Raw genomic sequence first — 25,430 nt, forward strand, 5'->3', positions numbered from 1 at the left:
CAGCTTGCCAGCGATATAGACGCCTACCAATTGACTGATAAAAAACGCAAGCACCATCCCTACCGTCAGCATAAATGTACCAACGCGTGAAAATAATGGCGGACGCTCAGACTCCTACAGGGACGTACTCGTGGCGTGTCCTGGACGGGCACAACCGATCCCGGTGCGGGCTCTCTGGAGAGAAAAAGTCTCTGGAATCCTGCGTGGCAACCTTTGTCGGGAGCTTCGCGCCCTTTCGCGGGCGGGGCCCGCTCCCACAAGGCTGCCTAAAGGTGTTCGGGATCCTCGAGCAGGGTTTCGGCGCGGGCCAGGATCGCGTCCCGCTTGCTCTCGGCCATGCGGCCCCAGGCTTTGTAGATCATGCTCATGCGCGGGTGCTTCTCGAAGCGCCGCCGGTGGCGGTGGATGAAATGCCAGTAGAGGCTGTTGAACGGGCAGCTGTTGTCCTCCTCGGCGCTGCTCACCTTGTAGGGGCAGTCGCCGCAGTAGTCGGACATGCGCTGGATGTACTTGCCGCTGGCGGCGTAGGGCTTGGAGCCCAGGTAGCCGCCGTCGGCGTGCATCACCATGCCCAGGGTGTTGGGCAGCTCCACCCATTCGTAGGCGTCGGCGTAGACCGCCAGGTACCATTCGTGGATCTGCTTTACCTCCACGCCCAGCAGCAGGGCCAGGTTGCCGGTGACCATCAGCCTTTGGATGTGATGGGCGTAGGCGTGCTCGCGGGTGGCGCGCACCGCTTCGGACACACAGCGCATGCGGGTCTCGCCGCTCCAGTAGAACCAGGGCAGGTCGCGGTGGCTGGCCAGCCGGTTTTCTTCCAGGTAGCCGGGCATCAGCAGCCAGTACAGGCCGCGCACGTATTCGCGCCAGCCCAGTATCTGGCGGATAAAGCCTTCCACCGCGTTGAGCGGCGCCTTGTCTTGCAGATAGCGCTGCTCGGCGGCCTCGCACACCGCCAGGGGGTCGAGCAGGCCGGCGTTGATGTACTGGCTGAGCACGCTGTGGAAGAGAAAGTCGTCGCCGCTGTCCATGGCGTCCTGATAGTCGCCGAAGTGGGGCAGGGCGTGGTCCAGAAAGTGGCTCAGGGATTCCTGGGCCTGTTCTTCGGTGACCGCGAACCAGAAGGGTTGCAGGTCGCCGAAGCGGTCGGGGAAGCGGGCTTCCACCAGCTCCAGCACTTCCCGGGTGGTGGCGTCCGGGGTGAAGCGCTTGGGGCCGGGGGGCGGCGCTTCGCCGTCGAAGCGTTTGCGGTTTTCCTTGTCGAAGTTCCAGCGTCCGCCCAGCGGCTGGCCGTCGGCGTCCATCAGCAGGCCGGTGGCGCGGCGCATGGTGCGGTAGAAGTATTCCATGCGCGGCTGCTTGCGGCCCTCGGCCCAGTCCCGGAAGGCCTCGGTGGTGCACAGGAAGCGCCGGTCATCCAGGATGCGCACCGTGCACCCGAGCTTCTGCGGCCACTGGCGCTTCATCGCCTCGAGCAGCCGCCATTCGCCGGGGGCGGTGACCAGCAGTTGGCGGGCGCCGCTGTCGCGGCGGCTGGCCAGCACAGCATCGGTGAGGTCCTGATGGTCCTGGTCCAGGGTATAGTAGTCCACCCGCCAGCCGTCCTGGCGCAGGCGATCGGCGAAATGGCGCATGGCGGCGAACAGGAACGCGATCTTCTTGCGGTGGTGGGGCACGTAGTCGCACTCGCCGGCCACCTCCGCCATTACCACCCGGTCGCGGGCCGGGTCGCCTTCGGCCAGGCTGCTGAGATGGGGGCTGAGCTGGTCGCCGAGAATCAGTATCAGGCGGGGTGCGGCCATGGTGGCGGTCCTTGCGCGATGGGTTGAGCTACACAGGGTAGCGCCGGGCGATGAAGCCCGGGTCAAAAGTATTTATCATGGGGCGCTTGTCCGATGGGGGCAGGGCACGTGACGTTTCAGGATGGCCAATGATTCAGCGAAGAACAATCAACGTACAGCGGGTGGTGAAGGTGCTGCAGGGCGCCGCCCGCGGTGGCGTGAGCATTCCGGCGCTGCTTGACCAGTGCGGTATCGAGCGGCGCGTGCTGGAGGATCCGGACGCGCGCATCGAGCGCGATACCTTTATCCGTTTGATGTTGCTGGTCATGGAGCAGACCCAGGATGAGTTCCTGGGCTTCGGGCAGGGCCGCAAGTCCAAGCCCGGCACGTTTTCGATGATGGCCCACGCGGTGGTCAACTGCCCCAACCTGGAAGCGGCGGTGGACCGGGGGATCCGTTTCTACAGTTTGTTTGACCTGAGCGTGGACAGCCGGCTGCTGCGTGACGGCGACCAGGCCGCTCTGATGGTGCGCGTGGACCGCCGGCTGGATTTCCGCGATGTGATCATCGAGGCGATGCTGTTCCTGTCGCTGCGTTTTATGAGCTGGCTGGTGGGCAAGGCGGTGGAGCCGCAGGCGGTGTACCTGGACTACGAGCCGGTGCGCGAGGACGACGAATACCGCTTTATGTTCGACTGCCCGACGCACTACAACAGCGACGTCAACCAGGTGGTGTTCCCGGCGCATTTTCTCGACCTGCCGCTGGTGCAGAACGAGCTGTCGCTGTCCAAGTTCCTGCGCGACTCGCTGGCTCAGTTGTTCGACGGCAACGTACACAACGTGGGGCTGCCGGCCCAGATCCGCGCGATCATCTCCAATGAGTACGGCAACCATTTTCCCGACTTCGGCGAGATCTGCGAAAAGCTCGGCATGACGCCGCAGACCCTGCGTCGCCGTCTCAAGGAAGGCAACACCAGCTATCAGGAAATCAAGGATTCGATCCGCAAGGACGCTTCGGTGTATTACCTTTCCAAACCGGAACTGAGCATCGACGAAATCGCCCTGCTGATGGGTTTCAGCGAGGCCAGTTCTTTCCATAGGGCGTTCAAGAAGTGGACCGGTCAGACCCCGTCCGCCTACCGGCGCGACCATTTCGGCAATCCACACGGAGACATTCATGAACCCCGCTGACAAACCCGAGGACGCGGCCACCGCCCGCCTGCTGGTGACCTGCCCGGACCAGCCCGGCATCATCAGCGCGGTGTCCACGTTTCTGTACAACCACGGCGCCAACATTACCGACCTGGATCAGCACTCCAGCGATCATCAGGACGGTACTTTCTTTCTGCGCCTGGAATTCCAGACCCCGGGGCTGGATTGCAGCCACGAAGCGCTGGAGAACAACTTCCGCAACCGCGTCGCCAACCGCTACGGGATGCAGTGGCACATCAGTTACGCCGCTGATAAAAAGCGCATGGCGGTGCTGGTGTCCCGCCATGACCACGTGATCATGGACCTGTTGTGGCGGGTGTCGCGGGGCGATCTGCCGGCGGTGATTCCGATGGTGATCAGCAACCACGACGACCTGCGCGGCGAAGTGGAGCGTTTCGGCATTCCCTACCACCACATTCCGGTCACCCGGGACAATAAGGAAGAGGCGGAAGCGCAGGCATTGGAGCTGTTGGAAGGGCAAGTGGACGTGATCGTACTGGCCCGCTACATGCAGATTCTCAGCCCCACCTTCGTGGCCCGGCACCCGCACCGCATCATCAATATTCACCACTCTTTCTTGCCCGCCTTCGTCGGTGCCAACCCCTATCAGCAGGCCCACGACCGGGGCGTGAAACTGATCGGCGCCACCAGCCACTACGTCACCGAGGACCTGGACCAGGGGCCGATCATCGAACAGAACGTGCAGCGCGTGTCGCACCGCCATTCGGCGGCCGAGCTGCGCGGCCTGGGCCAGGACGTGGAGCGCCAGGTGATGCTGCGCGCGGTGCGCTGGCACCTGGAAGACCGGGTGATCGTGGACGGAAACAAGACCGTTGTTTTCGTCAAGTGACGAAAACAACGGTCAGTTAATAGTTAATAGTTAATAGTTAACAGCGGGCGGCTCCGAAGCCGGGTTTTTCGCTATTCACTGTTAACTATTAACTCTTCACCACTAGTTGTCGTTTTATGGAAACTTTTCTGGCGTTGTGCCGGCCGGGGTTCGAGTCGGATCTGGCCGCGGAGTTCACCGAGCGTGCCGCCGATATGGGCGTGGCCGGTTACCCGCGCGCGGACAAGAACAAGGGCTATGTGCTTTGGCACAGCCAGCAGGGCAGCGTGATGTCGTTGCTGGATACCGGGCTGGTGTTCGCGCGCAGCCTGTATCCCTGCCCGGATCGCTTTGAGGACCTGCCGGACACCGATCGCATCGGCGCCCTGTGGCCGTCACTACGGGCGCTGGGGCCGTTCAGCGAGCTCTATCTGGAGCACGCGGACAGCAATGACGGCCGCGAGCTGGCCCGTTTTCTGCGCGGCTTCCGCAAAGCGCTGGAGCCCCGGCTGCGTAAGGACGGCCTGCTGCGCAACAATGCCCGGCAGCGTTTGCATCTGTTTTTCGACGACTCCCGCAACGGTCTGATCGGTGTCAGCCCGGCGGAGCTGCCGTTGCCGGAGAGCGGCCTGATGCGCCTGCGGCTGTCGCCGGAAGCGCCCAGCCGTTCGGCGCTCAAGCTGGAAGAGGCGCTGCTGCGTTTTTGCGGGCGGGGCCGGCCGCCGGGTCTGCACACCGCCGTGGACCTGGGCGCGGCGCCCGGCGGCTGGAGCTGGCATCTGGCGCGGCTGGGCATCAAGGTCACCGGCGTCGACCATGGCCGGCTGGACGCGCGCCTGATGGACGAGTACCCGGTGCGCCATGTGGCCGGCGACGCCTTCACCTGGCGCCCGGAGCGGCCGGTGGATCTGGTGGTCTGCGATGTGGTGGACAAGCCGGCGCGCACCCTGGCGCTGATGCAGAAGTGGCTGCAGCAGGGCTGGGCCCGCACCGCCTTGTTCAATCTCAAGCTGCCGATGGCGCGCCGCTACCGGGAGACCGCCACCTTGCTGGAGCGCCTCCAGGAGGGGCTGTCGCGGCAGTACCCCGATGCCCGCATCCAGGCCGCGCACCTCTATCACGACCGCGAGGAAATCACCGTCTGGGTGGACTGCCGCGATGCCTGAAGCGCGGCGGCCGGCGCTGCCGGTGCTGCTGGGCACCCTGGCGGTGCTGTATTTCCTGCAGGGCCTGCCCGCCGGCCTGCTGGCCAAGGCGGTGCCGTCCCTGGCCCGCGAGAGCGGCCTGTCCCGGGAGTGGATCGGTCTGCTGGGCCTGGCCGCCGCGCCCTGGGCGCTGAAATTTCTGTGGGCGCCCTGGGTGGACCGGCTCGGCCGGGGCCGCCCCGGCCACCGCAAACGCTGGGTGATCGGCTGCCAGGCGCTGGTGGTGCTGATTCTGCTGCTGCTGTCCTTCACCGAGCGGGCGGTCTGGTTCGCCGACGCCTTTCCGCTGCTGTTACTGCTGTTGCTGCTGCTGAACACCGCCAGCGCCACCCAGGATATCGCCGCCGACGGCCTCGCCGTGCGGTTGCTGCGTCCTGAATGGCGCGGGCCCGGTAACAGCGTCCAGGTGCTGGGCTACAAGGTCGGGCTGATTCTCAGCGGCGCCCTGTTGCTGATGGCCAACGACTGGATCGGCTGGCGCGCCAGCCTCTGGTTGCTGGCGGCCACGGTGGCGTTATTGCTGATACCGGTGGCGTTGTTCCGCGAGCCCCTGGAGGCGTCGCCTTCGATACCGACGCCGGCGGAACGGACATCGCGCCACTGGTGGTGGCGCCAGTGGCAGGGGTTCTGGCAGCGGCCCGGCCTGCTGCTGTGGGTGGTGATTCTGCTTGGCTACAAGATCGGTGACGGCTTCGGCACGCGGATGATCAAGCCGTTTCTGGTGGATGAGGGCTGGAGCCAGGCGGCCATCGGCCGGTTGGACCTGGCGGCCTCGCTGACCGGGTTACTGGCGGCGGCGCTGGCCGGCCTGCTGATGCTGTGGCTGAGCCGCAAGGCGGCGCTGATCGGCTTTGGTTTGCTGCAGGCGCTGGCGTTCGTCGGCTGGTGGGCGGTGGCCGCCGGCGCGGCCGGCTGGATCTGGCCGGTGGCGCTGTTCGAGCAGTTCGCGGACGGCCTCTCCACGGTGGCCCTGTTCGTGGTGATGATGGACTACTGCCGCCGTGACCGGGAGGGTGGCGATTACACCCTGCAGGCATCGGTGTACCTGATGGCGGTGGGGCTTTTCACGCTGGGCAGCGGTTTCAGCGCTTCGGCGCTGGGCTACGCCGGCCATTTCCTGCTTGCGGCGGGCCTTGGCGGCTTGGTTATAATAGCGGCCCTTTTCTGGCGCCCGCCGCCGCAACGACTGGGCTGACCTTTTTGCCATGACTGATACGCCGCACGCTGAACATCATCTCGACGCCACCGGCCTGGTTTGTCCGGAACCGGTGATGCTGCTGCACGGCAAGGTGCGCGACATGGCCGCCGGCGATGTGTTGGAAGTGCGCGCCACCGACCCCTCCACGGAACGGGATATTCCCAAGTTTTGCCAGTTTCTCGGCCACACGCTTCTGGAGCAGCGCCAGCGGGGGGACCTGTTCCTCTACTGGATCGAAAAGAAGCGCGCCTGACACCGAACTACATTCGGTAACGTCATTTTCATTTTCGCTGTGTCATTCTGAGATACTCGTGGTCTCCCAGACCGCCTTTGCCTCTGCGATAAGGGAAATAAAATGACTGGTTTTACGGCTTTGCTGATCTTCGTGATTCTGAGTTTATTGCTGGCGATGACCTACGCTGGCTATCGGGTGCCGCAGATTTTTCTGGGGAACAAGAAGGCCAATCACTGGGAGCGCAACCAACCGGTTGACGACCCCGCTTTCCTGATACGTGCCAAAGGCGCCCATTTGAACTGTCTGGAAAACCTGCCGCTGTTCGCGGCCCTGGTGCTAACCGCCGCGGCCACCGGACAAAGTGCGGTGGTGGACGGACTGGCCGGCGCCTTCATTTTTTGTCGTCTGGGGCAAAGCGCGGCGCATTTGATCGGCACCAGTCTGCCGCTGGTGCTGGTTCGCGCTACTCTGTTCGTGGCGCAGGTGCTGATCATGCTGTATCTGGCCTGGACACTGCTGCCCTAGTCAGTCCCGGTAGCGCTTGGTGAGGTCCTGGTAGGCATCCACGCGCCGGTCGCGCAGGTAAGGCCAGATGCGGCGGACCTCTTCAGAGCGCGCCATGTCCAGGTCGACCACCAGCGTCTGTTCCTGGTCCCGGTCGGCGCGGGCCAGGTATTCCCCCTGTGGGCCGCACACAAAACTGTTGCCCCAGAAGTCGATGCCGCCGGCGCCATCCGGGCCGGGTTCGAAGCCGGTGCGGTTGGCGACCAGCACCGGCAGGCCGTTGGCCACCGCGTGGGCGCGCTGCACGGTGATCCAGGCGTCCAGCTGGCGGTTCTGCTCTTCCGGCTCGTCGCTGCGGTCCCAGCCGATGGCGGTGGGGTAGAGCAGCAGATCGGCGCCGGCCAGCGCCATCAGGCGCGCCGCTTCCGGGTACCACTGATCCCAGCACACCAGCAGCCCGAGCTTGCCGACGCTGGTGCGAATCGGCGTGAACCCGGAATGGCCGGCGTTGAAGGTGGCGTCGCCGGGGGTGAAATAAAACTTCTCGTAGAAGCCCGGGTCGTCGGGGATGTGCATCTTGCGGTACAGGCCGGCCAGATGGCCGTCGCTTTCCAGCACCACGGCGGTGTTGTGGTAGAGGCCGGTGGCGCGCTTTTCGAACAAGCTGGCGACGATCACCACCTGCAGTTCCCGGGCCAGCGCGCCCAGCGCGTCGGTGCTGGGGCCGGGCACCGTTTCCGCCAGATCGAACATGGCGGTGTCTTCGCTCTGGCAGAAATAGAGGCTGCGGTGCAGCTCCTGGAGCATCACCAGCTGGGCCCCCTGGGCCGCGGCCTCGCGGATCTTGTCCATGGAACGGGCCAGGTTGGCGTCCAGGTCGGCGGTGTTCTGTTGCTGTATCACGGCAACGCGCATGTGGGTGTCTCTTCCGGTGCGGTGTTGGAAAGTGGGCGTTGTGAAAAGGATAGCAGTTTCCGGCTCAGGCCAGCACGCCCTCGGGCAGTTGCATGGTGATGCAATGCAGGCTGCCGCCCTGTTCGATCAGCGGTCGGCAGGGGATGCCCTGCACCTGGCGCTCGCCGGCTACGGCGGCGAAGGCCTTCAGGGCGGCGTCATCGGTGTCGCAATCGTACAGCGGCACCAGGATCTTGCGGTTGGTGATCAGGAAGTTGGCGTAGGTGGCCGGCAGCCGCTCGCCGTCGTCGCTGTACTGGGCGCGGGCCATGGGCAGCGGCACCAGGTCGAGCCCTTCGCGGTCGGCCAGCTCGCGCAGTTGCGCGGCCATCGCGGAGAGCGCCGGGTAATGGCTGTCGTCGGGGTCGTCGCAGTGCACATAGGCGAGGGTGGTGGCGTTCACGAAGCGCGCCAGGGTGTCCACATGGGCGTCGGTGTCGTCGCCTTCCAGGTGGCCGTGGTCGAGCCACCAGATGGTGTCCACGCCCAGGGATTCCCGCAGCCGGCTTTCCAGCGTCGCCTCGTCCAGTGCCGGGTTGCGGTTGGGGTTGCGCAGACAGGCGCGGGTGGTGAGCAGATGGCCGTGGCCGTCGGTGTCGATGGCACCGCCTTCCAGGACCAGGTCCTGCGTATGCAGGGTCACGCGCCAGGGCAGGGCGCGGTTGAGCCGGTCGTCGAGGGCCGCTTCGAATTTGCCGCCCCAGCCGGTGAAACGGAAATCCAGCAGCACCGGCGCGCCGTTTTCCTGCACGGCGATGGGGCCGAAATCCCGTGCCCAGGTATCGTTGTAGTCGGCGATGCGGATGCGCAGCCGGCGGCTGTCGGCGCCGCTGTCGTCGATCAGTGTCCGGGCGGTCTCCGCCGCTTCACTGTCGCGGCATACCAGCAGCACCGCTTCGTGGTCGAGCAGCGCCTTGATCAGGGCAAGATAGGTGTCGCGTGCCGGGGACAGCCGGCCGGCCCAGTCGGTGTGCTCGTCGGGCCAGGCCAGCAGGATGCCCCATTGGGGGTGCCACTCCGGTAACAGGCGGCGCTCGGTGTGGCGGTGATCAGTCACTGTCCTGGTCTTCCCGGGGGTCGTCCACGACGATGCGGCCGGTGGCCGGATCGAAGCGGAAACGTCCGTCGCTTGCTTTATCGCCTTCGGCGGCGTCGTCCGAGGCGCCGTCATCGGTGCGCTCCCGGGTGTCGTCGTCGGCGTCCTCTTCGGCACGTTCGTCGGAATCCTTCTCTGCACGCTCCTCGGCGCTTTCCGCTTTGGCGCGCACCGCGGTGCTGCCCGGCGCGGAATCGGATTCGGAACTGGCTTCGTCGTCCTCTTCCTCTTTATTGCGCGGCGGATCGAAGGTCTCCACCTCGATATTGGTTTCCTGCTCTTCCTCTTCCGTGGGCGGCTCCTCGCCGTTGGCCGGAGAAATGCCCACTTCCGCTTCCAGGGTGGAATGCGCCTCCGAGGCTTCGCCCGGCGCGTCGCCGGCTGGGGACGGCTCGGCCGCCGGCGCGCGTTCTTTTTCGCGCACGCTGTGCAGGCTGGTGTCGTTTTCAAAATAGACACTGAAGCCGTCATAGTCCCAGCGCGTGATCGGCGGTTTACCCACCGACGGCCGGGTATGCCGGGGTTCGCCGAATTGCGCGCGCACCTCGGCCTTGCTCAGGCCGCGGCCGGGGATGTCCTGGTCCGACGCGGCCAACGCCGTGGCCGGCCAGTACATCGTGGTCGCCAGTGCCAACGCCGTGAATATCTTGCCCATTACCTCTTCCCCCTTGGATAAGCCGGTACTGATAGTACGGACAGCGTGAACCTCTGTTCAAGTAAAACGGTGTTTAGCCTTGCCCGCGCCGCCGCCCGCGTCGACGATTTTTTGTGGTGCCGGGATTGAATCAAATCGCCGTTGTGTGGTCGCGGATAGTCGTCACAAAGCGACTGGCACAGGCCGCCGTTTTAGTGCTTAAATGCGCGCCATGTTTCGACCCTTTGCCCTGTTCGTGGGTCTGCGCTACACCGGCGCCCGGGCCCGCAATAGTTTCATCTCCGTGATCACCCTGATCTCCGCGCTCGGGCTGATGCTCGGTGTCGCCGTTCTGATCACCGTTCTGTCGGTGATGAACGGCTTCGACCGGGAACTTCAGACCCGCATTCTGGGGATGGTCACCCATTTGTCCGTGCACGGCCGCGAGCCGGTCACCGACTGGCAGGCGCTGGCCGACCAGGTGCGTGACTACCCGGGCGTGGAAGCGGCGGCGCCGTTCATCAAGCTCGAGGGCATGCTCACCTACGAGGGCAACGTGGCCGGGGTGCTGGTCAACGGCATCGAGCCGGAGGCGGAGAAGGACGTGTCCATCGTCGATGAGATGATGTGGGACGGTGACCTCCAGGATCTGCAGCCCGGTGAGTTCGGTATCGTGCTGGGTTACGCGCTGGCCCGTAAGCTGGGCGCTGAAACCGGCGACAAGATCACCCTGGTGTTGCCGGAGGCCAGCGTGTCCCCGGCCGGGGTGATGCCGCGCTTCAAGCGTTTCACCGTGGTCGGCCGTTTCCGGGCGCGGGCCGAGGTGGACAGTCTTTACGCCTATGTGGCCAACGAGGACGCCGCCCGGCTGGAACGCCAGCCCGGCACCGTCGAGGGCATTCATCTGCGCCTCACCGATCTGTTCGCCGCGCCGGAGATCGGCTGGCAACTTCAGCAGGCGCTGGGGCCGGACTACTACACCAGCGACTGGACCCGCAGCCACGGCAACCTGTTCCAGGCCATCAAGATGGAAAAGAGCATGATGACGCTGCTGCTCAGCTTCATCGTCGCCGTGGCCGCGTTCAATATTATTTCCAGCCAGGTGATGCTGGTCACCGAGAAGCGCGGCAACATCGCCGTGTTGCGCACCCTGGGCGCCTCGCCGGGCACCATCATGCGCATCTTCATGGTTCAGGGCACGGTGATCGGCCTGGCCGGCACCTTCCTGGGCACCGTGCTCGGCGTGCTGCTGGCCACCAATGTGAGCGAGGTGGCGGCCTGGGTGGAAGCCACCTTCAACACCCGTCTGTTCGATGCCTACTTCGTCAACTATCTGCCGTCGCAGCTGAAATGGAGCGACGTCACCGTGATTGTCGGCATCGCCATGCTGATCAGCTTCTCGGCCACGCTGTATCCATCCTGGCGTGCCAGCCGGGTGCGACCCGCGGAGGCCCTGCGCTATGAGTAACGGTGAACATCAGGAGTCGGTGCTGGAGGCCCGCGGGCTGGTCAAGCGCTACCCGGAAGGCCGTGGCGAGCTGCAGGTGCTCAACGGCGTGGAGCTGACCGTCCGCCGGGGCGACATCGCCGCCATTATCGGCACCTCCGGGTCGGGCAAATCCACGCTGCTCAACCTGCTGGGCGGGCTGGACGTGCCCAGCGAGGGCACCGTGCGGATCGGCGGCCAGCCTCTGGCCGGTCTCAATGACCGGGCGCTGGGCCGGCTGCGCAATCATGATCTGGGTTTCGTGTACCAGTTCCACCATCTGCTGCCGGAGTTCACCGCCCGGGAGAACGTGGCCATGCCGTTGCTGATCCGTGGCCTCAAGCCGGGGGAAGCCGCGCAACGGGCCGAGCGACTGCTGGATCAGGTGGGCCTGGCGCCGCGCGCCGAGCACAAGCCGGCGCAGCTGAGCGGCGGCGAGCGGCAGCGGGTGGCGATCGCCCGCGCCCTGGTGACCGACCCGGCGCTGGTGATGGCCGACGAGCCCACCGGTAACCTGGACGAGCGCACCGCCGACCAGGTGCAGGACCTGATGCTGGAGCTCAACCAGCGCCTGGGCACCGCTTTCCTGGTGGTTACCCACGATCATCACTTCGCGGGCCGCTGCCAGAGCCGCCACGAGCTGCACGACGGCCTGCTGCATCCGGTGGCCTGAGCCGCCGGCGCACAACACCTTCCGTTTTTTCCTTCCCGGATTATCGCCGCTGGCTGACAGGCCGGCGGCGCCGTCGCCGTTAGGCTGTAGGGATCAGCGCGTTACTGCTGCCGCTGCCGGCGGCGGGCACGAAGATTCCAACTGCGCACCACCGCCAGCCGCCAGAACAGTTTGACGGTGAAATAGGAAGCCAGACCGGCGATCAGCGCGCAGGTCAGCGAGCCGATCCACAACGGCACCAGCTGCTCCACGAACCAGGCGACATTGATGGCGTGGTCGGAGCTGGGCGTGAGCCCGGTCATCCAGGCGCCCACCCGGTAGGTGAAATAAAAGATCGGCACATAGGTGACCGGGTTGGAAATCCACACCAGCATTACCGAAAGCGGCAGGTTGCAATGGAAGCGCACCGCCAGCAGGGCGGCCAGGCCCATTTGCAGGGGAATCGGCAGCAGCCCGGTGAACACGCCGATAAAGGCGGCCCCGGCCAGGGAGTGGCGGTTTATGTGCCAGAGGTTGGGGTCCGACAATACCTCTCCCAGGAAGCTCAGGGATTTGTGTCCTTTGAGGCGATCCGGCGAGGGCAGGTATTTGCGGAACAAATGTTTGGGCATGTGAAACTGCAAGGTCCCTGGAAGACGGGCGCTATTATGCCGACCCGGGCGGCGTACGCCTACATCGACCTGTGACCGAGACGCCGCGCCGTTACATGGAGGCGTGATCATAACAACCCGGTGAGCAAGGATGCGATACTGGTTTTCCCCTGCGGCGATGATCGCGGCGGTCTGGAGCGGCCTCTGGTGGCCGCTGGCGGTGTGCGCGGCCCTGGCGGCGGCGCTGCCGCGCGGGCGCGGCTGGTGCCTGCTGCTGGCCTTGTCCTGGGCCTACGGGCTGCTGGCCCTGGAGCAGGGGCTGGATCGCCGGCTGCCGGAGTATCTGAACGGCACCCCGCTGACCGTGGAAGCCCGGGTGGTGGGGCTGCCGGTCACGGACACGCGCCGCCGCTTCGGCGAGACCCTGCGCCGCCAGCGGATGATTCTGGACCTGCGCCTGGCCGTCGACGAGCGGCCCTGGCCGGGCCGTCACCGGGTGCGGGTCACGGCCTGGGCGCCGCTGCCGGCGCTGGAGGCCGGTGACCGGCTGCGCGGCAAGGTGCGTCTCTTCTTCCCCCATGGCTGGTACAACCAGACCGGGCCGGACCGCGCCCGTTTCGATCTCGCCGACCGCATCGACGCCCGTGGCGTGCTCACGGCGGTGATCCGCCAGCGGGGGCGGCCTGACAGCCTGGACGCCCGCCGCGCCGATCTTTCCCGGCGCGTCAGGGAGCTGCTGTCCGTCAGTCCCGCGGGTGCCGCGGTGATTCCGGCGCTGGTCACCGGCGACCGCCGTGGTCTGGAGCCGCCGCTATGGCGGCTGTTCCGCGACCTGGGCACCGCCCACCTGCTGGCGATTTCAGGCCTGCACCTGACGCTGGTCACCGGCCTGCTGTGGGGGCTGGGGCGCTGGCTGCTGGCGCCGCTGCTGTGGCTTGCGTGCCCGCCGGCGCGGCGCTTCAGCCTGCAGCAGTGGGCCTGGGCCCCGTCGCTGGCCGGGGCGCTCGGCTACGCGGCGCTGGCGGGCTTCGCGCTGCCCACCCAGCGCGCCCTGATCATGGTGGCGGTGCTGGCCGCCTGCCGGCTGCGCCGGGCGCGGCCGGCGGCGGGCAGCGTGCTCGGGCTGGCGTTGCTGGCGGTTTTACTGGTGCAGCCGCTGGCGGCGTTATCCGCCGGGCTGTGGTTGTCGTTCACGGCGGTGGCGGTGATCCTGTTGCTGATCGACGGCGGTCGCTGGCCGGTGATGGTCAGCCTACCCCTGCTGATGGCGGTGCTGGGGGCCTGGTTGTTCGATACCTGGGCGTGGCTGAGCCCGTTGGCGAATCTGTTGCTGGTGCCGCTGTTCAGCCTGCTGGTGGTGCCCGCGGCGCTGCTGGGCGTGGCGCTGGACGTGCCCGCCATCCTGCTGGCGGCGGCCACCGGCGTGGAGGCCTCGGTGCTGATGATGGAGGGCCTGCACGGGCTGCCGTCGCCGCCGCTGGCGCCGGCGCCCGGTTGGGCCGGTCTGGCGCTGCTGGGGTCGGCGTTGCTGTGGCTGTTACCGGCCTGGCCCTGGCCGCGCCGGCTGTTGCTGTTGGGGTTACTGCCCTGGTGGTTGCCCGGCGCCGAGCCGCCGGCCCGGGGCCAGCTGGATCTGATCGTTTTCGAGGTGGGGCAGGGGCAGGCGCTGGCGCTGCGTACCCAGCGCCACCTGGTGCTTTACGACCTGGGGCCGGGCTGGGCCGGCGGGTCGGCGGCGAAAAGCGTGTTGCTGCCCTGGCTGCGGCGCCATGGCCTGACCCCGGACCTCACCATTGTCAGCCACGGTGACGGCGACCACGCCGGCGGCCTGGCGGATCTGGAGCACACCGGGCGCCTGCTGAGCGGCGAGCCCGACCGGGTGGACGGGGCGCGACCGTGCCGGGCCGGGCAGCAATGGCGGTTCGACGGCGTGCGCTTCGAGGTGCTGTGGCCGCCGGACGGGTCGTACCAGGGCAATGCCGCCAGCTGCGTGCTGCGGGTGGACGCCCTGGGCGCCAGTGCGCTGCTGACCGGCGACATCCCCAAACAGGTGGAATACCGGCTGCTGGGGCGGGTGGCTCCGACGACGGTGCTGCAGCTTGCCCATCACGGCAGCGACTCCTCCTCGTCAACCGCCTGGTTGCGGGCCGTGTCGCCGCGCTGGGCCGTGGCGTCGATGGGTTACGCCAACCGCTTCGACCATCCCGACCCGGACGTGGTCGACCGGCTGGAGGCGGCCGGCGTCACGCTTCTGCGCACCGACCGGACCGGCATGATTGTGTTTCGCCTGGGCGGCCCTGATAATGCCGCGCTCATAACAAAGTGGCGCCGGGCCCATGGTCGGCCCTGGCACCGCGAGCCGGAACTGTGAAAAGGGGATCGCAACGTGCAGGATCTTGTGCAGTCCGGGGGCTGGATGATGCTCCCGATCCTGATCAGCTCGGTGGTGGCGCTGGCCATCGTCGGTGAGCGTTTCTGGACTCTGCGTCCGAACAAGCTGGCGCCGCCGGGCACCTTGCCGCAGGTGCGCGGCTGGCTGAAAAAGGGCCAGTTGAACGCCCAGCGGCTCAAGACGCTGCGCGAGGAGTCGCCGCTGGGGCGGATTCTCGCCACCGGGCTGGCCAATGCCCGCCACGGCCGCGACATCATGAAGGAAAGCATCCAGGAGGAGGCCACCGGCGTGGTCCACGACCTGGAGAAGTACCTCTCCACGCTGGGTTCGATCGCGGCCATCGCGCCGCTGCTCGGGCTGCTGGGTACGGTGATCGGCATGATCGACGTGTTCGCCGCGATTATGATGCACGGCACCGGCGACGCGGCGCAGCTGGCCGGGGGGATCTCCCAGGCCCTGCTGACCACCGCCGCCGGTCTGGTGGTGGCGATCCCGGCGATCTTCTTCCATCGCTTTTTCGTGCGCCGGGTGGAGGAAATCACCGTGGGCATGGAGCAGAGCGCCGTGCACCTGGTCGATCTGGTCCACGGTGAGCGGGAGGCGACTCCGGGGCAGACTCCTGGAGAGAAAACGTGAAGTTCCCGCGCCCGCGCCAGGAAGAGATCAGCGTCAACCTGACGCCGCTGATCGACGTGGTGTTCCTGCTGCTGATCTTTTTCATGGTTTCCACCACCTTTACCCGTGAGACTCAGCTTTCACTGACCCTGCCGGAAGCGCAGGGCATGCCGCCGGAGAGCCCGGCGCAGGCGGTGGAGGTGCTGGTCTCGCCGCTCGGGGAATATCTGATCAACGGTGAAAAACTCACCGACAACAGTGAGGCGGGCCTGCGTTCGGCGCTGCTCCGGCTGGGGCAGGACAAAGCCGCCTTGCCGATGATCATCACCGCCGACGCCAACGCCAGCTATCAGGCGGTGGTGCGGGTGATGGATGTGGCCGGGCAGCTGGGCTTTGATAAGCTGTCGCTGACCACCCGCGAAGCCGACGAAGAGGGCCAATGAGCCAACTACCGGATGATGCCTGGCAGACGTACAAACGTCTGCTGTCGTACGTAAAGCCCCACGCCCTGATCCTGTTCGCCAGTGTCATCGGCTACGCCATCTACGCCGCCACCCAGGCCGGCGCTGCGCAACTGGCCGGCTACCTGGGCGAGACCGTGGTCAACCCGGAACCGCACCGCGTGGTGATCGTCTCCATCGCGCCGTTCTTTATCGCGCTGGCCCAGGGGCTCGGCCAGTTCATGGGCAGTTATTCGATGACCTGGGTGGCCCAGGAAATCGTCTACCGGCTGCGCAACGACGTGTTCGGCCATGTGCTGCGTCTGCCGCAGGCGGAGTACAACAACAACGCCTCCGGGCGGATCATGTCGAAGATCATCTTCGACGCCCAGCAGATCACCAGCGCCGGCACCGATGCCCTGATCGTGATGCTGCGCGAGGGCCTTACCGTGATCGGGCTGCTCACCTTCCTGCTGTATCAGAACTGGAAACTGACGCTGATCCTGCTGATCGCCGCGCCCCTGGTGGGCCTGGTGGTGAACCTCACCAGCAAGCGTTTCCGGCATATCAGCCGCCGTATCCAGGGCTCCATGGGCAATATCACCCAGTTTCTCGGCGAAGCCATCGAGGGCAACCAGGCGGTGAAGATCTTCGGCGGCCAGAAGCTGGAGGCCGACCGCTTTCATTCCGTGAGCCGCCGCTTTGCCCGTCAGAACACCAAACTCAACGCCAGCAAGATCGGCTCCACGGTGATCGTGCAGCTGTTCGTGTCGGTGGCGATCGGCGCGGTCACCTATCTGTACATCACGATGATGGGCGAAGCGCTGACCGTGGGCGGCTTCCTGTCCTACATCGCCGCCGCCGGGATGATCCAGAAGCCGCTCAAGCAGCTCACCGACGTGAACGTGAAAATCCAGCGTGGCGTCACCGGCGCGGCCTCGTTGTTCGAGCTGATGGACCGCCCGGAAGAGCGGGACGAAGGCGACCAGGACCTGCCGCGCACCGACGGCAACATCGAATTCCGCGACGTCACCTTCGGCTATGACCCGGCACAACCGGTGCTGCGCAACCTCAGTCTCAAGGTCAACAGCGGCGAGACGGTGGCGCTGATCGGCCGCTCGGGCGCGGGCAAGAGCACCATTTCAGCGATGCTGCCGCGCTTCTTCGACCCGGATCAGGGTCAGGTGCTGCTCGACGGCGTGCCGTTGCCGGACTACAAGCTGGCCCATCTGCGCCGTCAGATCGCCATGGTCAGCCAGAAAGTGGTGCTGTTTAACGACACCGTGCGCCATAACATCGCCTACGGCGAGATGCGTGACGCCGACGACGCCCAGGTGGAACAGGCCGCCCGCAACGCCTACGCCTGGGACTTCATCCAGGGCCTGGAACACGGCCTGGACACCGAGGTGGGCCAGGATGGCGCCCAGCTTTCCGGCGGCCAGCGCCAGCGCATCGCCATCGCGCGGGCGCTGCTCAAGGACGCGCCGATTCTGATTCTCGACGAGGCCACCAGCGCCCTGGACACGGAGTCGGAGCACCACATCCAACAGGCGCTGGAGCGTCTTATGGAAGGGCGCACCACCCTGGTGATCGCCCATCGGCTGTCCACCATCGAGAAAGCGGACCGCATTCTGGTGCTGGACCAGGGGCAGCTGATCGAGCAGGGCACCCATAGCGAATTGTTGGAAAAGAATGGACTCTACACCCAGCTCTACAAAATGGATTTCGCCGACAACGGCCATGGTTGATTGGCGCCGCCGCGTAGAGCGCGGCTGGTACGAAGGCAGCGGCTGGCTGACGCCGCTGCGCCCGCTGGGCTGGCTGGTGGGGCGCGTGGCCGGCCGCCGGCTGCGCCGCTTCCGGCGGCGCGCCGAGCAGCCGCCGGTGCCGGTGCTGGTGGTCGGTAACGTGGCGGTGGGCGGCACCGGCAAAACGCCGCTGGTGATTGCCCTGGCCCGGCGTGCCCGGGAGCGCGGCCTGAACCCGGTGGTGATCTCCCGGGGCTATGGCGGCCGGGCGGACGCCTACCCACGCGTCGTGGCGTTGCACGACGACCCCCGTGAAGTGGGCGACGAACCGCTGCTGATCGCGCGCCGCGCGGCGGTGCCGGTGGTGCTGGACCCTCAGCGAGACCGCGCCCTGCGGCGGGCGGTCACGGAGTTCCAGCCGGACCTGGTGATCAGCGACGACGGCCTGCAGCACTATGCGTTGCCGCGCTCCAGCGAGGTGGTGGTGATCGACGCCCGCCGCGGCCTCGGCAATCAACGCTGCCTGCCGGCCGGCCCGCTGCGCGAGCCGGCGTCCCGCCTTTCCCAGGTGGATTTCCTGGTCGCCAACGGCGGCGCCTGGCCCGGCGCCACCACCATGCATCTGGTGCCCGGCGATCTGGTGCGGCTGCGCGACGGCGAGACCCTGGACGCGGCGGCGTTCCGCGAGCGTTACGGGGCGGTGCACGGCGTCGCCGGCATCGGCAACCCGGAGCGCTTTTTCCGCACCCTGGCGCTGCTCGGCCTGGCGGTCACCCCGCACGCCTTCGCCGACCATCATGGCTTCACCGCCGCGGACCTGGACTTCGCCGACGGCCGGCCGGTGATCATGACCGAAAAAGATGCGGTAAAATGCCGTGATTTCGACGATCCGCGCCTGTGGATGCTGCCGGTGCACGCCAATTTGCCGCCGGCCACCCTGGACGCCATGATTGATCGTGCATTGCAATCGCAGCCTCAGTAAGGACAGCTATGAGTTTCTATGTGGTAGTGCCGGCGCGGTACGCGTCTTCGCGCCTGCCGGGAAAACCGTTGGCGGATCTGGCCGGCCGGCCGATGGTGGCCCGGGTGGCGGAACGCTGCGCTAAAAGCGGCGCCACGCGGGTGCTGGTGGCCACCGACGACGAGCGCGTCCGCGACGCCGTGGGCGACCAGTGCGAGGTGGTGATGACCCGCGCCGATCATCCCTCCGGCACGGACCGGCTGCAGGAAGTGGCCGAGCAGCTGGGCCTGGCCGACGACGACATCGTGGTCAATGTGCAGGGCGACGAGCCGCTGATCCCGCCCGCCGTGATCGACCAGGTGGCGGAGAACCTGGCCGCCCACCCGGAGTGCCGCATGGCCACCCTGTGCGAGCCCATCGAGCGCGGCATCGATCTGTTCAACCCCAACGTCTGCAAGGTGGTGTTCGACTGCAACGGGCGCGCCCTGTATTTCTCGCGGGCGCCGATCCCCTGGCATCGCGATGCCTTCAGCCAGCAACCGAACCCGCACGATATCGATATGGACCCGGGCTACTGGTGGCGTCATATCGGTATCTATGCCTATCGGGTCGGCTTTCTGCACCAGTTCGTGAGCTGGGAGCCGGCCTCCATGGAAATGCACGAATCCCTGGAGCAATTGCGGGCCCTGGCCAACGGCGTCGCCATCCATGTGGCGCCGGCCCGCGAGCCGGTGCCCGGCGGGGTCGACACGGACATGGATCTGCAGCGCATGCGCCGCCACCTGCGAGCGGAGGAAAACCGGGGATGACGTCGCTGTCGATACTGTTTGTGTGTCTGGGCAACATCTGCCGCTCGCCCACCGCCGAAGCGGTGTTCCGCCAGCGGGTGCGGGACGCCGGCCTGAGCGACCGGCTTCGCATCGAGAGCGCCGGCACCGGCGACTGGCACATCGGCCGGCCGCCGGACCGTCGCGCCAGCGCCGCCGCCGCCGAGCGCGGCTACCCGATGGACGACCTGCGCGCCCGCCAGGTGAGCGCCGAGGACTTCCGCCACTTCGATTACATCCTGGCCATGGACAACAGCAACCTGGCCGACCTGCGCGCGCTCGACCCGGGCCCGGGCGTCGCCCGCGAGGGGCTGGTGCTGGCGCGCTTCCTGGATGTGCTCGGCGATGACGGCCCCGGTGAAGTGCCGGACCCCTACTACGGCGACGAGGACGGTTTCGGCCACGTGCTCAATCTGGTGGAGCGCGCCAGTGACCTGTGGCTGGCGCGGTTGCGGGAGCGGCTGTGATCGAACACGACGCCGACCTGAGCGGCGCCAACACCCTGGCGCTGCCGGCCCGGGCCCGACGGCTGGCGCGGCCCACGGACGTGGCCGCGCTGGGCGAACTGCTGGCCGGGCGCGACCCGGGCGAGCCGCTCTACGTGCTTGGCGAGGGCAGCAACGTGGTGCTGCGCGGCGACCTGCCGGGCCTCACGGTGATCCCCGCGTTCGACGGCATCGACTACCTGGATGAGAGCGCGGATCAGGTGCGGGTGCGCGTCGGCGCCGGCGTGGTCTGGGACCGGCTGGTGGCGGACACCGTGGCGCGCGGCTGGGGCGGTCTGGAAAACCTGTCCCTGATTCCCGGCACCGCCGGCGCCGCGCCGTTTCAGAACATCGGCGCCTACGGCGTGGAGCTGGCCGATTGCCTGGAAAGCGTGGACACCGTGGCGGTGGCCGATGGCCGGGCAGGGCGCTTTCGCGCCGATCAGTGCGAATTCGGCTACCGCGACAGCCTGTTCAAAAGCCGCCGACGGGGCGAGTTCATCATTACCGGCATTACCCTGCGGCTGCACCGCCATGGCGCCCGCCGGGTGGACTACGGCGGCCTGGCCGAGCGCTTCGCCGGCCAGGACCCGCGCACCCTGGCCCCGGCCACGGTGCGGGCGGCGGTGATCGAACTGCGGCAAAGCAAGCTGCCCGACCCGGCGGTGCTGCCCAACGCCGGCAGCTTTTTCAAGAACCCGGTGGTCAGCGCGGCGGAGCTGGCACGGCTGAAAGCCGACTATCCGAAGCTGGTGTCCTTCCCGCACCCGGACGGCGCCAAGCTGGCCGCCGGCTGGCTGATCGAGGACGCCGGCTGGAAAGGCCGCCGGCTGGGGCCGGTGGGTATGCACCGGGACCAGGCGCTGGTGCTGGTCAACCAGGGCGGCGCCCGCGCCGACGACGTGCTGGCGCTGGCCGCCGCCGTGCGCGAGGACGTGCTGGCCCGTTTCGGTGTGACGCTGGAACAGGAGCCGGTGGCGTTGCCCTGACGCTGACCCGCCAGGGTGTAAGCTTTGTTTCCTGCCGCCGGGCGCCAGTGGTTCTCACGGGGCGCGCCTGTTAGCCTGAACCGGCCTTGCCGCCACGGCGGAACCGATAAGAAATCAGGATTGTCCTCTGTTCATGCACCCCTTGGTAGTTTCCTGGCCCAGGGCGCGCGCCGCCGTTCTGTCCGCGCTGCTGCTGGCGCTGGCCGCCTGCGCCGGCCAGCCGCCATCGTCGTCGCCGCCGGTGGCCACGCCGGAGCTGTTTTCCCGTTCCGGCGAGGCCGTCGCCCCGCAGCAGTGGTGGGTGGCCTTCGACGATGCCGCCCTCAACCGTCTGGTGGACCGCGCCCTGGGCGCCAATCTGGATCTGCAGGCCGCCTATGAGCGCCTCAACCAGGCCCGCGCGGTGCGGGCACGCCAGGAAGCGGGTCTGTTCCCCAGCCTGGAGGCGCGCGCCGGCGCCGAGCGCCGCGACGACGGCGACAGTGAGACCGATCTGTTCAGCGCCGGGCTGGCGGCGGAGTACGAACTGGATCTGTGGGGCCGGGTGCGCGCCCAGGCCGACGCCGAAGCCTTCCGCGTGGCGGCCAGTGGCGCCGACTACCAGGCCGCCGCGCTGTCCCTGGCCGCCGAGGTGGCCAACACCTGGTTCGAACTGCTCACCCAGCGCACCCAGCAGGAGCTGGCGAGCGCCCAACTGGACACCAACCGGGACGTGCTGTCGCTGATTCGTGCCCGTTTCGGCATCGGCGAAAGCGCCAGCGCCGACGTGCTGCGCCAGCGCCAGCTGGTGGAAGCGTCCCGCGAGCAATTGCTCACCCTGCAGGCCCGCACCCGGGTGCTCGAGCACCAGTTGGCGGTGCTGCTGGGCGAGCCGCCCAAGGGGGTGGTGTTCCCCGACGACGGCACCCTGCCGGCGTTGCCGCCGCTGCCCGCCACCGGCGTGCCGGCGGAACTGGTGCGGCGCCGGCCGGATCTCCGGCAGGCCTATTTCCAATTGCAGGCGGCGGACGCCGACCTGGCCTCGGCGGTGGCCGAGCGTTTTCCCCGTTTGACCCTGTCCGCGTCGCTGAGCAATGAAACCACGGACAGCGAGGCCCTGTTCGACGACTGGCTGGCGACCCTGGCCGGCAACCTGGTGTGGCCGCTGAGCGACGGCGGCCAGCGCCGCGCCGAGGCGCGGCGCTTCCGTTCGCTGCGCGAGCAACGGCTCTACGAGTACGGACAGGCGACGCTGGTGGCGTTCCAGGAAGTGGAGGACGCCCTGGTTCAGGAGCGCCAGCAGCAGCGGCGCATGGAGAGCCTGCGCGAGCAGCTGGAACTGGCGGACAGCGCCTACCGGCAATTGCGCATTCAGTACGTTAACGGCGCGGTCGGTTACCTGGAGGTGCTGAGCGCGCTCCAGGAACGCCAGGAACTGCGCCGCACCCTGATCACCGCCCGCCAGGAACTGCTGGCGTTCCGGGTGTCCCTGTACCGGGCGCTGGCCGGCGGCTTCCCGGTGCCCGAAGAGGAAGAGAACGCATGAGCAACACGGTGGACGACCAGGCCGCGCGCCCGGAGAGCGGGCGGGCCGGGCGCGGCAAGACGGCGCTGGTGTCGGTGCTGATTCTGCTCGCCGGCGTGGCGCTGATGGTGCTGATCTTCGAGACCGAGCCCACCGCCACGCGCGGCGATGTGGCGCGGGAAACCGCCATGCTGGTGGAGGTACGCAGCGCCGAACGGGGCCGCTTCACCCCGGTGATTGAAGTGATGGGCCGGGTGGTGCCGGCCCGGGAAGTGACCCTGCAGCCGCGCGTCAGCGGCCGTGTCATCGAGCTGGCCGAGGCATTCGAGCCCGGCGGCCGGGTGGCCGAGGGCACCGCCCTGTTGCGCATCGATCCGGCGGATTACGAGGCCGCGCTGCGGCAACGGCGCAGCGAGCTGGCGCAGGCGCGCGCCGATCTGGAACTGGAGCAGGGCCGCCAGGCGGTGGCCGAACAGGATTTCGAATTGCTGGGTGAAGAGCTGGACGAGGGCAACCGGCACCTGGTGCTGCGCCAGCCGCAGTTGAAGCAGGCCCGTGCCCGGGTGGATTTCGCCGAGGCGGCCCTGCGTCGCGCCGAACTGGATCTCCAGCGTACCCGTATCAGCGCGCCCTTCGACGCCCAGATCCTGTCCCGCGACGTGGCCACCGGCTCCCAGGTGAGCACCGGCGACAGCCTGGCCCGGCTGGTGGCCACGGACCGTTACTGGGTGTCGGCCAGCGTACCGCTGTCGCAACTGCGCTGGCTGCGCTTCGCCGAAGAGGACGGCGAGCAGGGCGCGCCCGTCACCCTGCGCCACGAGGCCGCCTGGGGGCCGTCAATGAGCCGCCAGGGCCGCCTGCAGCGGCTGGTCGGCGAGCTGGACGCCAACGCCCGCCTGGCGCGGGTGCTGGTCAGCGTCGAGGACCCGTTGGCGTTGCAGTCGGAGGCCGGCGCGCCGAGCCTGATTCTCGGCGCCTTCGTGCGCACCGCCATCGAAGGCCGGGCGCTGGACGACGTGGTGCGTCTGGACCGCGATCTGCTGCGCCGCGAGGACACGGTCTGGGTGATGGAGGACGGCGCCCTGGATATCCGCGACGTCACCGTGCTGCTGCGTGACAACGACTACGTCTACCTCAGCGACGGGCTCGACCAGGGCGATCAGGTGGTGGCCACCGATCTGGCCACGGTGGTGGACGGCGCCGCCCTGCGTCTTGAGGACGTCGCCGGCGCGGAGACCATGGAATGAGCGCGCCGCGCCGCCAGGGCTGGGTGGGCCCGATCGAGTGGATGGCGCGCAACAGCATCGCCGCCAATCTGCTGATGATTCTGCTGCTCGGCGGCGGCCTGTGGATGGCGGTGCAGGTACAGAAAGAGATCTTCCCGGAAGCCCAGCTCGACGTTGTCGAAGTGGAGGTGACCTACCCCGGTGCCGCGCCCGAGGAAGTGGAGCAGGGCGTGCTGATGCCGGTGGAAGAGGCGGTGCAGGGCGTCGAGAGCATCGAGGAAATGGTGTCCACCGCCCGCGAAGGCAGCGGCGTGATTCAGCTGGAGCTGGTGGCCGGGGCCAACCGCATGCAGGCGCTGCAGGACATCGAGCAGGCGGTGGACCGGGTGCGCACCTTCCCGGACCAGGCGGAAGAGCCGCGCGTGCGCCTGCAGGCGCGCACCCGCGATGTGATGGAGCTGGTGCTGTACGGCGAAGTGGACATCTGGACCCTGCGCCAGCTCGGCGAGCAGGTGCGCAACCGCCTGCTCAGCGAGTCCGCGGTGACCCGCGCGGACATCAGCGACGTGCCCGATTACCTGACCAGCGTGGAAATTTCCCAGGCCACGCTGCGCGAGTACGACCTGACCCTGGACCAGGTGGCGTCGATCATCGAGCAGTCCAGCCGCGACGTGCCCGCCGGCAATCTGGCCACCGACAACGGCGAGATTCTGCTGCGCCTGAAAGAGCGCAAGCAGTGGGCCGACGAGTTTTCCCGCATCGTGGTGAGCCGCGCGGATTCCGGCGCGGTGGTCACCCTGGGCGACATCGCCACCGTGCGTGACGGTTTCGAGGACACCGGTTTCCACTCCCGTTTCAACGGCCAGCCGTCGGTGGAGATCGAGATCTTCCGCACCGGCAGCCAGTCGCCGCTGGACATCGCCGCGGCGGTGGAAGGGGTGATGGCGGAACTCAAGACCACCTTGCCCGACCCGGTTCAAGTGCGCATCGACAGCAACCGCGCCGAGCAGTTTGAAAGCCGCATGGACATGCTGCTGAAGAACGGCATCCTGGCGATGGTGATCGTGCTGGTGATTCTCAGCCTGTTCCTGGAGTACCGGCTGGCGTTCTGGATCATGATGGGCATGACCGTGTCCTTCGTCGGCGGGGTGCTGTTCCTGCCGGCCATGGGCGTGAGCGTGAACATGATCTCCATGTTCGGCTTCCTGATGGTGCTGGGCATCGTGGTGGACGACGCCATCGTGGTGGGCGAGAACATCTACGAGTACCGCGAGCAGGGCATGAGTTTCATGGACGCGGCGGTGCAGGGCGCCCGTGATATCGCCGGGCCGGTCACCTTCAGTATTCTCACCAACATCGTCGCCTTCATGCCGCTGCTGTTCATGCCCGGCGTCACCGGTAATTTCTGGTGGCCGCTGGGGGCGGTGGTGATCGTGGTGCTGGCGATCTCGCTGTTCGAAGCGCTGTTCATTCTGCCGGCCCACCTGGCGCACAGCGGCAAGGGCACGGTGACCGTCTACGGGCGCGCCCTGCACCGCGTGCAGCGCCGCTTCTCCGGTTATTTTCAGACGCTGGTGGAGCGCGGTTACCGGCCGCTGCTGGACCGGGCGCTGCGCTATCGCTACGTGACCCTGAGCGCCGCCCTGACCCTGATGCTGGTGGTGGGCGCCTACGCCGGCAGCGACCACATGGGCATGATCATGATGCCGGAAGTGCCGGCGGACGAGATCGAAGCGGGCATCCGTCTGCCGGTGGGCACCACGCCGCGCCAGGCCGGTGAGCGGCCCTGGCGCTGACCCGGGAAACCGAGCGGCTGTTCGAGGAAAACGACCTGGCACGCAACGCCG

General features: G+C 67.3%; 24 protein-coding genes. 19 read left to right on the plus strand and 5 right to left on the minus strand.

Annotation, left to right across the window (positions count from 1 at the left end):
• Positions 1–266: 266 nt before the first annotated feature.
• Complete coding sequence (locus ACEQZD_RS03640; RefSeq protein WP_370184045.1) at positions 267–1,802, minus strand: cryptochrome/photolyase family protein; 1,536 nt, start codon at positions 1,800–1,802, stop codon at positions 267–269.
• Between the two features lie 128 nt (positions 1,803–1,930).
• On the opposite strand from ACEQZD_RS03640, the gene ACEQZD_RS03645 reads away from it, so the two are divergent.
• The 6 genes from ACEQZD_RS03645 to ACEQZD_RS03670 all read left to right on the plus strand — a co-directional run bounded on the left by ACEQZD_RS03645 (position 1,931) and on the right by ACEQZD_RS03670 (position 6,984).
• Positions 1,931–2,971 (plus strand): AraC family transcriptional regulator, encoded by a 1,041-nt coding sequence (locus ACEQZD_RS03645; RefSeq protein ID WP_142949067.1) that lies wholly within the window; start codon positions 1,931–1,933, stop codon positions 2,969–2,971.
• On the plus strand, positions 2,958–3,842 hold the full coding sequence (gene purU, locus ACEQZD_RS03650; protein ID WP_142949066.1) for a formyltetrahydrofolate deformylase: 885 nt from the start codon (positions 2,958–2,960) through the stop codon (positions 3,840–3,842). The genes ACEQZD_RS03645 and purU overlap by 14 nt, the downstream gene beginning before the upstream one ends.
• A gap of 116 nt (positions 3,843–3,958) precedes the next feature.
• The gene (gene rlmM / locus ACEQZD_RS03655; RefSeq protein WP_370184047.1) at positions 3,959–4,987 is read left to right on the plus strand and encodes a 23S rRNA (cytidine(2498)-2'-O)-methyltransferase RlmM; all 1,029 of its coding nucleotides are present in this window, start codon (positions 3,959–3,961) and stop codon (positions 4,985–4,987) included.
• Positions 4,980–6,221: an MFS transporter gene (locus ACEQZD_RS03660; protein WP_370184050.1), complete on the plus strand. Its 1,242-nt coding sequence runs from the start codon at positions 4,980–4,982 to the stop codon at positions 6,219–6,221. The genes rlmM and ACEQZD_RS03660 overlap by 8 nt, the downstream gene beginning before the upstream one ends.
• A gap of 10 nt (positions 6,222–6,231) precedes the next feature.
• Entirely contained in the window at positions 6,232–6,477 is a 246-nt protein-coding gene (gene tusA / locus ACEQZD_RS03665) for a sulfurtransferase TusA (protein ID WP_370184052.1), read from the plus strand.
• 102 nt (positions 6,478–6,579) lie between these two features.
• Positions 6,580–6,984: an MAPEG family protein gene (locus ACEQZD_RS03670; protein ID WP_370184054.1), complete on the plus strand. Its 405-nt coding sequence runs from the start codon at positions 6,580–6,582 to the stop codon at positions 6,982–6,984.
• Here the strand turns inward: ACEQZD_RS03670 and ACEQZD_RS03675 are convergent, their stop codons facing one another.
• The 3 genes from ACEQZD_RS03675 to ACEQZD_RS03685 form a co-directional block, all read right to left on the minus strand.
• On the minus strand, positions 6,985–7,878 hold the full coding sequence (locus ACEQZD_RS03675; RefSeq protein ID WP_370184055.1) for a carbon-nitrogen hydrolase: 894 nt from the start codon (positions 7,876–7,878) through the stop codon (positions 6,985–6,987).
• 64 nt (positions 7,879–7,942) lie between these two features.
• On the minus strand, positions 7,943–8,974 hold the full coding sequence (locus tag ACEQZD_RS03680) for an agmatine/peptidylarginine deiminase (RefSeq protein ID WP_370184058.1): 1,032 nt from the start codon (positions 8,972–8,974) through the stop codon (positions 7,943–7,945).
• Complete coding sequence (locus tag ACEQZD_RS03685) at positions 8,967–9,668, minus strand: hypothetical protein (RefSeq protein ID WP_228548052.1); 702 nt, start codon at positions 9,666–9,668, stop codon at positions 8,967–8,969. The genes ACEQZD_RS03680 and ACEQZD_RS03685 overlap by 8 nt, the downstream gene beginning before the upstream one ends.
• Before the next feature lie 211 nt (positions 9,669–9,879).
• On the opposite strand from ACEQZD_RS03685, the gene ACEQZD_RS03690 reads away from it, so the two are divergent.
• Both ACEQZD_RS03690 and ACEQZD_RS03695 read left to right on the plus strand, forming a co-directional pair.
• The gene (locus tag ACEQZD_RS03690; protein WP_142949060.1) at positions 9,880–11,115 is read left to right on the plus strand and encodes a lipoprotein-releasing ABC transporter permease subunit; all 1,236 of its coding nucleotides are present in this window, start codon (positions 9,880–9,882) and stop codon (positions 11,113–11,115) included.
• Positions 11,108–11,806 (plus strand): ABC transporter ATP-binding protein, encoded by a 699-nt coding sequence (locus ACEQZD_RS03695; protein ID WP_370184062.1) that lies wholly within the window; start codon positions 11,108–11,110, stop codon positions 11,804–11,806. The genes ACEQZD_RS03690 and ACEQZD_RS03695 overlap by 8 nt, the downstream gene beginning before the upstream one ends.
• Before the next feature lie 101 nt (positions 11,807–11,907).
• Here ACEQZD_RS03695 and ACEQZD_RS03700 read toward each other — a convergent pair whose 3' ends face one another.
• On the minus strand, positions 11,908–12,417 hold the full coding sequence (locus ACEQZD_RS03700) for a DUF2062 domain-containing protein (protein WP_142949058.1): 510 nt from the start codon (positions 12,415–12,417) through the stop codon (positions 11,908–11,910).
• 130 nt (positions 12,418–12,547) lie between these two features.
• On the opposite strand from ACEQZD_RS03700, the gene ACEQZD_RS03705 reads away from it, so the two are divergent.
• The 11 genes from ACEQZD_RS03705 (at position 12,548) to ACEQZD_RS03755 (ending at position 25,379) form a co-directional block, all read left to right on the plus strand.
• Positions 12,548–14,767 (plus strand): DNA internalization-related competence protein ComEC/Rec2, encoded by a 2,220-nt coding sequence (locus ACEQZD_RS03705; protein ID WP_370184063.1) that lies wholly within the window; start codon positions 12,548–12,550, stop codon positions 14,765–14,767.
• 15 nt (positions 14,768–14,782) lie between these two features.
• Positions 14,783–15,424, plus strand: coding sequence for a MotA/TolQ/ExbB proton channel family protein (locus tag ACEQZD_RS03710; protein WP_142949056.1), 642 nt, complete (start codon positions 14,783–14,785; stop codon positions 15,422–15,424).
• On the plus strand, positions 15,421–15,846 hold the full coding sequence (locus ACEQZD_RS03715; RefSeq protein WP_067604772.1) for a biopolymer transporter ExbD: 426 nt from the start codon (positions 15,421–15,423) through the stop codon (positions 15,844–15,846). Before ACEQZD_RS03710 ends, ACEQZD_RS03715 begins: the two co-directional genes overlap by 4 nt.
• Positions 15,843–17,591, plus strand: coding sequence for a lipid A export permease/ATP-binding protein MsbA (msbA, locus tag ACEQZD_RS03720; protein WP_142949055.1), 1,749 nt, complete (start codon positions 15,843–15,845; stop codon positions 17,589–17,591). Before ACEQZD_RS03715 ends, msbA begins: the two co-directional genes overlap by 4 nt.
• A complete protein-coding gene (gene lpxK / locus ACEQZD_RS03725) occupies positions 17,584–18,573 on the plus strand; it encodes a tetraacyldisaccharide 4'-kinase (protein WP_370184067.1) in 990 nt (329 codons plus the stop codon). The genes msbA and lpxK overlap by 8 nt, the downstream gene beginning before the upstream one ends.
• Positions 18,574–18,581: 8 nt before the next feature.
• Positions 18,582–19,361 (plus strand): 3-deoxy-manno-octulosonate cytidylyltransferase, encoded by a 780-nt coding sequence (kdsB, locus tag ACEQZD_RS03730; protein WP_142949053.1) that lies wholly within the window; start codon positions 18,582–18,584, stop codon positions 19,359–19,361.
• Positions 19,358–19,846 (plus strand): low molecular weight protein-tyrosine-phosphatase, encoded by a 489-nt coding sequence (locus tag ACEQZD_RS03735; protein ID WP_228548143.1) that lies wholly within the window; start codon positions 19,358–19,360, stop codon positions 19,844–19,846. The genes kdsB and ACEQZD_RS03735 overlap by 4 nt, the downstream gene beginning before the upstream one ends.
• The gene (gene murB, locus ACEQZD_RS03740) at positions 19,843–20,853 is read left to right on the plus strand and encodes a UDP-N-acetylmuramate dehydrogenase (RefSeq protein WP_370184069.1); all 1,011 of its coding nucleotides are present in this window, start codon (positions 19,843–19,845) and stop codon (positions 20,851–20,853) included. The genes ACEQZD_RS03735 and murB overlap by 4 nt, the downstream gene beginning before the upstream one ends.
• Before the next feature lie 133 nt (positions 20,854–20,986).
• Complete coding sequence (locus ACEQZD_RS03745) at positions 20,987–22,378, plus strand: efflux transporter outer membrane subunit (protein ID WP_370184071.1); 1,392 nt, start codon at positions 20,987–20,989, stop codon at positions 22,376–22,378.
• Positions 22,375–23,604: an efflux RND transporter periplasmic adaptor subunit gene (locus ACEQZD_RS03750; RefSeq protein WP_370184073.1), complete on the plus strand. Its 1,230-nt coding sequence runs from the start codon at positions 22,375–22,377 to the stop codon at positions 23,602–23,604. Before ACEQZD_RS03745 ends, ACEQZD_RS03750 begins: the two co-directional genes overlap by 4 nt.
• Positions 23,601–25,379: an efflux RND transporter permease subunit gene (locus ACEQZD_RS03755; RefSeq protein ID WP_370184076.1), complete on the plus strand. Its 1,779-nt coding sequence runs from the start codon at positions 23,601–23,603 to the stop codon at positions 25,377–25,379. Before ACEQZD_RS03750 ends, ACEQZD_RS03755 begins: the two co-directional genes overlap by 4 nt.
• Positions 25,380–25,430: the final 51 nt, after the last annotated feature.

This window comes from Alloalcanivorax sp., from assembly GCF_964221125.1.
Lineage (GTDB): Bacteria > Pseudomonadota > Gammaproteobacteria > Pseudomonadales > Alcanivoracaceae > Alloalcanivorax > Alloalcanivorax venustensis.